This window comes from Pseudoalteromonas phenolica (assembly GCF_005886345.1).
GTDB classification, from domain to species: Bacteria; Pseudomonadota; Gammaproteobacteria; order Enterobacterales; family Alteromonadaceae; genus Pseudoalteromonas; species Pseudoalteromonas phenolica_A.
In genome coordinates this window covers 1-11,945 of record NZ_PNEC01000018.1, presented here as the reverse complement: position 1 = coordinate 11,945, position 11,945 = coordinate 1, and the positions used below count along the sequence as shown (strand labels likewise).

The following is an 11,945-nucleotide window of genomic DNA, read 5'->3' as shown; positions in this document are numbered from 1 at the left end:
ACAATGTTAAAAAATAAGTAATCACGTTAAAAAAAGGCGTGTATTATATGTCTTTATTGCTAATCGCTCAACAAACTATTAGGCCAACTTTTATTAAGCACACAATTTAATGCTCAATAAAAAGGGCTCCTAAGAGCCCTTCATCAGATATATTATTAATTCATGGAGCGTTAAAAAACAAAGGCACATGGTCTTGTGCAGTACACTCATTGTCCTTGAGATATTTACACAATGTTAGTCCATCTTTGTTATTACTGCCTGGTACCAGCTCAATAATGGTATCTTGACCATCGAGTATTAGATGCATCTGACCATTTTCAAAAGTAAATGGTACAGCTTCGGCATCACCTATCTGCAATGTATGTATAGATTCACCCATCTCATTTGTGCTATTCGTTGAATACCAAGCTATCGAACCGTTATCGCCTGCTTGGTGAAGGTAGAAGAAGTCAACATGATAGTCTTCAAGCGTTGCAATATCTGTAGACTCGCTACGTTCCCCGACAAACATCACACCCGAATTAGGGTATTCATTACCATCAGTGTCAAAGCTACTAAACTCTCTCGCCCAGAAGTAACGACCTTCATGCTCGGCAACCATTTGATAGCGCATTTCACCTTGTAATACACAAGTATCTGATGGCTCACAATATCTCATCCGCTCGTTATTACTTGGGTTCACATAGCGAGCTCTTATCACTTGTCCATCTTCATAACGGCCCTGATATGAACTAATAACTGTACCAAACACAAAAGTCAGGTAGCTGTCATTTTCTGCTTCAGGGTAGATCTCTGTGCCATTTTGACCACTAGTTTGCTCTGTGCCATCAAAGTACAGCCAACGACCTTGGTAATCTGCTTTGCTCAATGCAGGAGCGGTATCTTTGATTAAGATACCTGCCACAATTTGGCTTGAGTATACATCGCCAACGTCAGTAAAGTTATCAACAAATTGATAACCAACCGCTAAGTCTTTGGTCATGTGGAGGTTGTCGTACTCTGTATCACCAAACTGTAATTGCAATGCATTGCCCATTACAGACCAAGTAAAATCACCGTTTTCATCTGGTTCATCAAAAGTAGATTTCACGGTACCAGTACCATCAGCCTTGAATTCTACACGACTAATTTGGTTTCCATCGGCTTGGTCGTAAGCAACCCATTTTCCTACGAAATCAACTCCTGATAAGTCTAAGAAATCTCTTTCATAATAGAGTTTAGCCATAAAGTCATGATGCATATCACCGGTCATACTACCATCGGTGTAAACATCGACCCGCTTTGTAACAGAGACCTTCATGGCATCGCTGGCATCTAGTTTAACGTGATAACCTGTGAGTTTATGCTCTGTCATCACACCATTATTATTATTACTATAAATCGTCGATGGAGACTGTAGGTTAATTTCAATCATGCCTTCAGGTGCAACGTACCAATATACATCGTGCTCCGTCATAGCTGTTTTCAACTTACCATTACCCCAACGATCTAGACTTAAGCCTACTGCCTCTCCAACATATAAATCTGAATTATTAATGATGGAATTACCCATTAATGGCATTTGCTTCCAAAGCTTGGCTTTACCTTCATCCGTACACCCTACACTTTCAACATACAAGCATACTGAAAGGTATTCCTGAGAGCTTGCTGTGATTTCAAGAACATACTTAACCCCTTCTACTTCGTACACAATGGTGCCATCAGCAAAGTTAAAGGCATATTCTTGATTAGCTATGGTGATCACCCCATCAGATTCTTCACTGTCACGGTTAATTTGGACTAAAACCAAATTCCCTGATGCATCTTGCATCCACACATAAGTGTCTCCGTAATTTGGTAACACTTGATCAAATGAGGTAATACTCAGATCACTGTTATACTCAAAAATAAAGAGCCCTACTTGTGAAACTTCCATGATGCCTTCTTGGTTCATCCAAAGGAAAGTTCGCTTGATATAATAGCGATCATTGACCATAGCTAATATTTCATGATTCGTTAGGCCAACAAGCGAGCAGTCATCTCTCTCTTCAAAACAACTCTCAACGCGATGGCCATTTTGCATGTATACCTTGCGCACCATAGTCGTACCGTCAATATCCCAAACGTAGTCACTGCGCTCTAAACCAAAATATAGAGAGCCGTCAGGGTACAAGTCCATATAGTAACTTTGATTTAAGCCATAGAAACCATGCCAACGACCTGACATAGTTGTCTCGTTAACAGTAACATCTGCTGACTTGATAAATAGACCATATTCAGTATTCGGCCATTCTTCATCACTCGGATCTAAAGTAACAACCTGATAACCTGCATCTAGGACTTTGGTTAGCCAAATAGACACTGCTCCTTGGAACTCAACCTCTTGCTTAGTCTCATCAACAAAACCTTTGTAACTGATAACAAGCGCTCGATCTTCAATAATCCAAGTTATTTCTTCATTGGCTTTGTCTGAAGTAATTGTGCCATCAAGGTTAAATATAAGTTTAGAGACTTCATCTTCTGGTTTATCGTTAAGGGTAAAATCTCTGTCGTCTAAATCTATATACCAAGTCGCATCACCAGCAGTAAGCATTTCTGCTGTCGGTTCTGCTGTTTGCATCTTACTTGTTAAATTACTAATGTAAGTGACGGTTTCAGGTGTTTGCTCAACCTCTCCAATCATTTGATAGGTCGTTTCTGTCACTTCAACGGATCTAAATACTTCATTTTCACCGAGGACCACCATACTCATACCGCTGACGAATGTCTCAACACGCTGTGTAGATTGGTCTTCTAGTGTAGTTTCTGAAACAGACTTTTTCAGGGCATTAGCAAATTCAAGCGATAACTTGTTACCATCTAACGTCCAATTACTGATAACTTGCTGGTCAATACCATGAATTACACCTGTGCTGTCTTCTTTAAGACTCAAATGATAAGCCAGGTTATTGTAGTAACGAGGTGATTGAAGAATATACTCACCAACTAATGAGCCTGAAGGGCCAGTTACTAAGTCAGTATCTTCTTTTATTTCTTTTTTAGTTTCTTCAATAATGGTTGGGTCTTTTTCATTCACCTCAGCTTCAAAAGCTTCCGCTGTTTCAACTGATGAGACTAACTCTAAGGTATTGTTAACCCCTTCAGGTAAAGAAAACTCAGGGTTATCAACAACAACTTTAATGAGTGTTGCCAGTTGAAGTTTTTCATCTGCATCAACATTTAATAATGCCGTTTTTAATGCTTCATCATCATTTGGGATCTCACCATCTCGTGAAATAAGTGCATACTCCGCAGTTGTGACATTTGTGACATTCACTGAGAAATTCTCTTCTCTTTGTAATATGCCATCATCACCTGCTTGCTCTATCACCGTTTCAACTGAGTTAAGTAATGACCAAAACTCCACTTGGTTTTGCTCACCAGTACCTTGAGCTTTAATCTGAACTAGATCTGTTACTTCAGATTCATCAACAATTAACTCTGCGGTGTATTTGCCATCAGAGCCTGACTGCGTCTGAACGGATGATTCACCCGCGGACACCGTGACATTGGCATTGGCAATAGGTTCATCCGTTACAATCCCTGTAATTGTGACTGATGACACTTTCCGCTTAATAAGCACAGTTTGTTCTGCACTGGCAGTTTTAGCCGCCGTACCATTATCGGTCACCGTCAGCTTAAAAGTTACAGGGGTATCTGCAGAAATATCAGGGCTAGTAACCGTTAATTCATTTGTGTCTACACCTGCTAGTGTGAAGTCTAAAGAAGAATCCGTTGACCATTCATATTTTGCGATATCACCATCACTATCAGTTGCAGTCGCAGTCAACGTGAACGCCTCTTGCTCTTTGGCTTCCTCTAACTCAGCAATACTGACTGTGGGGGCTTGGTTCTCAGGGGTGGGATCTGGGCTAGGGCTAGGGCTAGGCGCAGGATCATCGGACCCTCCACCGCAAGCTGTTAATGCTATACTGAATACCATTGGCGCGACGATCATCCGCCAAAGTTTTTGCTTTCCTATTTTCATGGCTCATCCTGTGCTGTTTTGTAAAAGTGCTATAAAAGCGCTTTATTAGAAATTACGGCAAAATAAGCGTAGGTTAATTTTCCAGCAAAACTAAATTATCTCACCTTAATTAATAAAAAATTCTAAAAAAGAAAGGGCAATTACTTTTTGTTATAAAAGGGGTCATTTTTGAGACAAAAAATGCGCCAAAAAGCGCATTTTTCTATGGTCATTTGAACGTTTGTTTGTATTAGTTAACTTTATTTAACTCAGCTAACTGCTCTGAAAAACTTAAATGCCTCAGATCACCTAAACCGGCTTTTTGTGTTAACTGAAAGATTTGCTTTTCTAATGCCAAGAGTTGACTCTCTACACTATCATTCTTAAGCGCCTCTTTGCGGCGAATATGCTCTTCAAATAAACGATTAATGCGTTTTACTTGTAGCTGTGCAAGTAACGTTTTTGCTTCAATATCCTGATATTGACGCACATTATTTCTAGCAAAAGCCTGAGCTAGCTCTGCACTGTTTTTCGCATCAACAAACACTGCTGGTAAAACCTCAGACTTATCAGAATTAGCTAATACCTTAAGGTCAGACAGCACTTCCCCTAAATAAAACTTTTCAACTGCATCTTGTTCAAGTTTATGCAAACGATTACTTAACTCAGGTAAATAACCTTCGACTTTAGCTTGTTCTCCGTCAATTAACATGCCTTTTAGCTCTTCGTGACGTTCAACAAGTTGCTCATACTGCTTAGGAAAGTTCTTTTGAGCTTCAATCTTATCAAGAACTGCAAAGTGTGCCCTCACAGGCTCAAGCACTGCAACAATGGCATCTTTTGCAGCTTGCGCCGAAGCAATAAGTGTGGTGATTTCTTGAGATTGCTCCATTACTTCATCAGCAACGGTATTCGAAGAAAATAAAGAGGCTTTTTCTAAAGCTCTCTCTGGCTTGGCCTCTAATTCCGCAAACTCTTCTTGTAGGTCATTCCAGATTTTATTTGCATCTTTTACCCTTGAAGGATCAAAGTCTGCCAGTGACTCAGTAGCAATGCTCCGCATTGCTGATTTTGCGGATAAATAAGCCTCTTGTGCTTTATTATAAACCGCCTGAACTTGCGCTTGATCGACTTCTTTTGTGCCAACTAAATCCCCTAAACCACCTGGAACAGCATCTAGTGTTTTACAGCCAGTTAAAGAGAGCGTCCCAAGCGCTAAAGCGATTAACGTCTTTTTCATGCTTAGTAACTCCATTGTAATCCAGCTGAAACAGATACATTTGAATATGAAATATCTGGTACTGTACGACGGCGACCATCTACTTGCTCAAATGCAATCTTATCTCGTTCATGCTTATCAGCATCAACACCAATCATCACAGCAATATGCTCTTTTAATTGATACCTGATCCCAGCTCTTGCCATGACCCCCCAACCATTGAAACTATCTGTTAATGTAAGCTCTTCAATACTTGTACTTTGAGTACGAGAGTAAAGCGGCGTATTTATTTTTGCTTCGGCATACCAACTTAAGTCATTAAACGCATCTGCTAATCGGCTATCATAACGAACGCCTAGGGCAGCGTTTAAGTTCATTTGATCTTCAGTTACTGATACTACAAGAGATAACTCTTGCGGGTTGTTGATAAGAGGATCATCTAAATCTTTTGTTTGTCCTGGTAAATTAAATCTGGCCTCTAAATCAATTAACGCTTTGTCGAAGGCATCAGCACCAGGCTTTACAATTTTAAAGTTTGAACGCGTAAAACTCGTTGTTTTGATCTGCGCACCAAAGGTGAATTGCAATGCTTTGGTAAAGTTATATGCAGCAGTAAACCCTATTTCATTTGCTTTTGTTTTGAAGTCATTTTGCTGAATTGCGCCAAAATCACTAGTTGACCAAACTTCTGTATCTATTTCTGTTGCTACTGTCGCAGCACTATCAATATAAAAGCCCCAATTATCATCAATTCCAGTATAAGACAGCTGGCGAATTGTTGGGTTAGTCACTGAAGCATCTTGTTTTAAGTTAGTGATCCCAGCGAGATTGCCTAAAGTTTCTTGATACTCGATAGTTTCGAAACCAAGTCTGATTTCACTAAAAGATGGATTTGGCGCAGCCAGTGCAGTGGTGGATAAAAAAGCACTGGTTAGAAGAAAAACCTTTTTCATAATATGACCTTGAACAAAGAGTGAGTAAATCAAGGTTAATTGTAGCTCATTCCTTGATTACAACTTATTACATTTTCGAACAATTTTAATACACACCCATAGGGAGTCAAGGTTGATTATTAACTTAAGCTTAATAAAGTAAAAAACCAGCATGTCGCTGGTTTTTATAAAGGTAGAACTATGTATTAACGCTTAACTTTTACGCGTTTTACTGAAATTATCTTCGCTTCTACACGTCTATTTTGTGCATGCGCAGCTTCAGTATTTGCTGTATTTTTTAAGCGTTCCTCACCATAACCGATGGCACTTACACGACTCGCTGCGATACCTTCTGCAATTAACTGCTTGGCCACTGCATCTGCTCGTTTCTGAGATAACCATTTGTTATATTCTGCTTTACCTACTGATGAAGTATGGCCTTCTAAGCGCACTTTAGTATCAGGATATTCATTTAAGAAATTAACAACAGCCTCAATATCATTTAAATACTGTTGAGAAACTGCAGAGTTATTATTGGGGAAACGCACTAATAGGCTCACCGTCACTTCTTCATCACGGTAAAGTGTGCAACCCATAGCATCCACAGCATCTACCATTGGTGTGTTTGCACACTTGTCTTCATTATCAACAATACCGTCTTTGTCTGCATCTTGTGGGACTGCTACCACAGCAGGTTTAGAAGCTGGTTTTGCAATTGGCGCTGGAGCCGGTGCAGCTTTAACAGGCTTTGAAGAGGTACTAGCACCAAACGCATAGTTAATACCAAGCTTTGCACCTACATCAGTATAACCTCGGTCAATACCTTGATATAAAGCAGTTTCCGCATTAACAAATAAATTATCAGTTAGGTGATGACGATAACCTGCACCAACATTTGCAAATGTATTTGATGTATAAGCATCGATTGATTTAAGACCAAATAATGCATAAAAAGGACCACCATTAAAGTGGTAAAGACCATCAACACCCACACGATGACCACTTAAAGAACCGGTTTGTGAGCCAGATAAGTCAAAGTCCATATCAGCATATTCTAAACGCGCACTCCAGTAATCACTAAAGCGATAACCTAGCTCTGCACCCCATGATGTTGAGTCATCAACATTCACACCAGCAGCATCACGGATTTCTTCCCACTTAGCTTTGTAATAATCACCGAATACACCTAGGTATACACCTTCATTCTTGTGCTCATGTGCATTAACTGTAGTAGAAGCAAGAACAGCAACTGCTAGGCTTAGCATTTTAAATTTCATCGTATTTCCCCGTTTATCATTATGATTAGTAACGTAATCCGTCACTTGCATGACATTATAGTAAAAGTGTTAAGCTTAATCTCTACTTAATACTTAAATACTAATTTGTTCATAAGATATTCAGATTACAACTGATGAGAAAATAGAGTTTGATATAAACCTTCTTGCCTTATCAGTGAGTTGTGCTCACCGAAAGCAGATACTTCTCCATCATCTAATACGTAGATCAAGTCAGCCTGAGAAATTGCACTCAGCCTATGGGCAATAATTAGAGTTGTTCGATTTTCCAAAAAGTGAGATAAATTACGATGAATTTTAGCTTCAGTTTCTATGTCTAATGCTGAGGTTGCTTCATCCAGAATAACCACTTTAGGATCTGCAAGTACCATTCTTGCTATTGCTAGTCGCTGTTTCTGTCCACCAGATAGACGCACTCCGTTACGACCAATTAAAGCATCTAGTTGCTCATCTAATTTTTCTATGGCTTCAGTTAGCTCAGCAATAGCTAAAGCTTGCCATAGTTGCTCATCAGTAAACTGTCCGCCCATTGATAAGTTTTCTCTTACGGACGCATTAAGCATAACGGGCTGTTGTAAGACTGTTGCTACATGCTCTCTCACTTGCGGGTAACCAATCTGCTCAATATGGTTATCATCAACCAGAATACTGCCTGATTGCTTTTCATACAAGCCAAGTAACAGCTGCACTAACGTTGATTTTCCACCGCCAGAAACAGCTACAACCGCCACTTTTTTACCAGCAGGAATATGCATAGAAACATTTTTTAGTACCGGCTGCTCGCTATGATAACCAAAGTTAACCTCTTCAAAACGAATATCCACTTGCGGATTTTCAAATGCTTGAACAATTGGAGTAGTTGCAGGCTTCTCCGTCTCAAACGCAAATACTTGATTCAAACGCTGTAATGCAGCGGATGCACCATAGTAGGCATATTGCATGCCTAATAGCTCTTGCACTGGCCCCATCATAAACCAAAGGTAACCAAACACCGCGAAGATTTGCCCAACAGTCAAATCAGCGAACACGACCATGATCATCGCAATGGCTCTAAACACCTCAAAACCTAGCAAAAAAATAGTAAAACTGAGACGACTAACGGCATCGGTCTTCCATTGAGATTGAACTGAGTAATGCTTTAGATCTTTTGCTGTCGCTTTCACTTGCTCGAAATATTTTCCTTCACGGCGAATTGCTTTTAACTGCGCAATCGCATCTAAAGTCTCTACTAGTGAAGATTGAAACGCCTCAAATGCACCATTTTCTTTTTTCTTGAGATCTTTAACGCGTTTGCCAAACTGTCTAGAAAAATAAATAACAGCAGGGTTTAACAGTAGAATAATGGCCCCTAATGTTAAGTCTATCCAGAGCAGAATAACCGCGGTGCCAATGATAGTTAATAAGCTAATTAGAAACCGTGACAAGGTTTGACTAATAAAATTATCGAGAGTTTCGACGTCAGTAATACAGCGAGAACTGATCGCACCACCACCTTGGGTTTCATATTCCTTGAGTTGCACAAGTGGCAAATGATTTAACAACAAGCTGCGAACTTGAAAGCTGATGTCTTTTCCAATAATCGTAAATTGTCGAGATTGCAAAACACCCAACACTAATGCAAATAAACGCATCAGCACAACACTCAATAACACAAAGAGAATATAGCTAACTGCATTGTGCGCAGAATCAGGAAGAAGCGTATTCATAAACTCAATAGCTGCTCCTGGCTTTTCAAGTAGCACCTCATCCACTAATAAAGGCATCATTAAAGGAATAGGTACACTAACTAGTGCAGCCAACAGTGCAATGATATGGGCATAAATAAGCGACTTACGATGTGCAAGCACACTCTGTTTAATTGTTTGCCAAGTTAGTGGCTCGCCAGAACGTATTTGCATTATGTACCACAAAAAGTTTGATAGGTGTCAGGTTTCGAATGACGCGAAGTAAATACTTTGTCATATTCTTTATATTCATATGGGTTACTTAACAAGGGTAGCCACTTTTCAAGTATAGGGCTGTGTCCTGTTTCATAAAATTCCTCAATGACTTTTTCAACTAATTCATTACGTGGCACAATTGCTGGGTTTGCATTGGACATCAAAGTAGCCACCTCAGCAGCATCAAACTCTGAGATGCGTGTTTGCCACTTAGCTAGCCATTCATTCAATTCTACAGGAACCGTGAATAGCACTTTTTTGTTGATAGCCAGTGAAGTCAAGGCAGCAAAAGTATTGGTGTAGTCTAGTTGGTGATTCTTCATTAACACCAACAACTCCGAGAGTAATGTGTTGTCTGAATCTTGCCACTCTGGTAATCCCAATTTCTGGGACCACATAATATGATAAGCTTCGTTAAAAGACTTAGAAAAATCATTCAGCACATCAGTCAGTTTGGCAAGTGCTTGCTCTTCATCATCTTCCATAATTAACATTAGAGATTCAGCTAAACGTGCGCAATTCCAATGGGCGATATTTGGTTGCTGACCAAATGCATAACGACCTTGTTTATCTATAGAGCTGAATACAGCATTGAAATCGAAAGCCTCAAGTATAGCGCATGGCCCAAAATCGATGGTCTCGCCAGACACCAAACAATTATCGGTATTCATAACACCGTGGATAAAACCCACTCTTAACCAATCAATAATCAATGAGATTTGGTTGTTACAAACATGCTTTAAGAAATCACATACTCTATCATCACCTTCAGATTGGATCTGTGGGTAATGCCGTTTAATCGCAAGGTCTAATAAACGTTCCATACCAGTTTTATCTTCCTGAAACGCTAAATACTGAAAAGAACCAACCCGTATATGGCTAGATGCCACTCGGCAAACTACCGCACCTGGTACATAACCTTGCCTATAAACATCGTTACCTGTTGTGATCACAGACAAACATTCTGTCGTATTGACCCCAAGTGACTGAATAGCTTGGCTCATGACAAATTCTCGTACTGCTGGACCAAGTGCACAAAGCCCATCACCGCCCCGAGAAAATGGTGTAGCCCCAGAGCCTTTTAACTGTAAATCAGAGGTATTATGGCCTTGAGTAGTGCCTAAGTAATGTGCTCTACCATCTCCAAGTGTTGGATTGAAATGACCGAATTGATGACCTGAGTAAGCTAAGGCAGATGCTGGGTTCCCCTCAACGCTACTTGAACCAGAAAGGTAGGAAAGTATTTCTTCTTCTGTCCAATTTAACTCTAATCTTTCAAACAGCTCTTCGTTAAATAAAACGAGTTTGGCTGAACTTGGTTGAGCCATTGGATAATCAACAGCAAAGCCTTCTGTAATTTCCGTGTAATCATTTTGCATTACTCACCCCCTTCTACATTAACGTAGTTATCACCAACACTATAAGCAATAAGCTGACTTAGCGAAGTTAAAGACCACCCACTTTCTTCTACTAGCTTATTAAAAAAAGATTGAATTGCAGTAAGAGATTTCTTTGTTTGCAAACCACCATCGATAATTTTATGCGCTCTAAGATAAGACTCTACATCTCGTGACAAAATGAAAGTATCTTTGCCCATAGCGCGTAATGCGTAAGGCCCTGTGTTACCGCCTAATCGCGCCCCCTGTTTCTTTAATTCAGCCCAAAGACCAATGATGTTATCTTCAGGCCATTCAGCGATAAACTTAGCAAATGAGCTATGCTTTTGTGCAATTTCATAGATCATGTAGCAATTATGCGGGATCGTCTGTACTTTTTTAAAGTTACGGATGATACGCTCATCTTGTGACTTTTCTTCAAGTTGCTCAGGCGACATCATCAATAGCGCATCAATATCGAATTGCCAAAACACCTCTTTAAAGCCAGGCCACTTTGCATTGATAACTGACCAATAAAAACCACTTTGAAATACTTTCTTAGTAAACGCTTCGAGCCAAAGCGAATCTGAGTGTGCCAACAACGCTTGTTTTGTTAGAGGTAAGGATATCAACAACCTCAAGTTTTGCTCACCTGACTTTCTTTCACATGCTCTTTGATAAATCTCTTTGAAGGACTCCAAACCAATACCTTTCAATTAATTAAAACGCTTAATACGCTGAAGATCTCTAATGTGTTTAATGATAAAGGAATTAAGTACAAATAGGTGCAAAATTAGCGACTGCGAACGCAGTGAGTACGCTTCTTTTGCGCAAGGTGAAGTGAGCTAGTTATAACCGTAGCTAAGGTAATGCTCTTTTCAGTAAAGGAAGGAAGAAATAAATGTTCGTTAGGTAAGTAAATTTGAGTGTGTTTACTAACAAGCGTGAAAAGAGTTTCAAAATAAACAGACTGGCTAATGTGAAGGCTACTCTCTTCACCTTGCTCTAATTCGTCTTTTTATCACAGTGCATCACCTCATCACTGTGCAGGACGATTTAGCACCTTAAACGCAAAAAAGCCCGACTCTTTCGAATCGGGCTTTCTTTAATTAGGCCCTGGCGATGTTCTACTTTCACATGGGAAACCCACACTATCATCGACGCTGTTTCGTTTCACTTCTGAGTTCGGCATGGGGTC

The 11,945-nt window shown here is 39.8% G+C and carries 7 protein-coding genes and 1 rRNA gene; all 8 read right to left on the bottom strand.

Annotated elements, in window-relative coordinates; all coding sequences use genetic code 11:
* Positions 1–160 precede the first annotated feature (160 nt).
* Positions 161–4,006 carry a PKD domain-containing protein gene (locus CWB72_RS09475; protein ID WP_138630911.1) on the bottom strand — a complete coding sequence of 1,282 codons (3,846 nt, stop codon included), beginning with the start codon at positions 4,004–4,006 and terminating at the stop codon, positions 161–163.
* 229 nt (positions 4,007–4,235) lie between these two features.
* Positions 4,236–5,225 (bottom strand): hypothetical protein, encoded by a 990-nt coding sequence (locus CWB72_RS09470; protein WP_138630909.1) that lies wholly within the window; start codon positions 5,223–5,225, stop codon positions 4,236–4,238.
* A 2-nt stretch (positions 5,226–5,227) separates the two neighbouring features.
* The gene (locus CWB72_RS09465; RefSeq protein WP_138630907.1) at positions 5,228–6,157 is read right to left on the bottom strand and encodes an autotransporter outer membrane beta-barrel domain-containing protein; all 930 of its coding nucleotides are present in this window, start codon (positions 6,155–6,157) and stop codon (positions 5,228–5,230) included.
* 185 nt (positions 6,158–6,342) lie between these two features.
* Positions 6,343–7,413, bottom strand: coding sequence for an OmpA family protein (locus CWB72_RS09460; protein WP_138630905.1), 1,071 nt, complete (start codon positions 7,411–7,413; stop codon positions 6,343–6,345).
* Between the two features lie 125 nt (positions 7,414–7,538).
* Positions 7,539–9,329, bottom strand: a complete 1,791-nt coding sequence (locus CWB72_RS09455) for an ABC transporter ATP-binding protein (protein ID WP_138630903.1) — start codon at positions 9,327–9,329, stop codon at positions 7,539–7,541.
* Positions 9,329–10,750, bottom strand: coding sequence for a protein adenylyltransferase SelO (locus CWB72_RS09450; RefSeq protein WP_138630901.1), 1,422 nt, complete (start codon positions 10,748–10,750; stop codon positions 9,329–9,331). Before CWB72_RS09450 ends, CWB72_RS09455 begins: the two co-directional genes overlap by 1 nt.
* Entirely contained in the window at positions 10,750–11,448 is a 699-nt protein-coding gene (locus tag CWB72_RS09445) for a DNA-3-methyladenine glycosylase I (protein WP_138630899.1), read from the bottom strand. The genes CWB72_RS09450 and CWB72_RS09445 overlap by 1 nt, the downstream gene beginning before the upstream one ends.
* A 413-nt stretch (positions 11,449–11,861) precedes the next feature.
* A 5S ribosomal RNA gene (gene rrf, locus CWB72_RS21210) occupies positions 11,862–11,945 on the bottom strand; the annotation flags it as partial.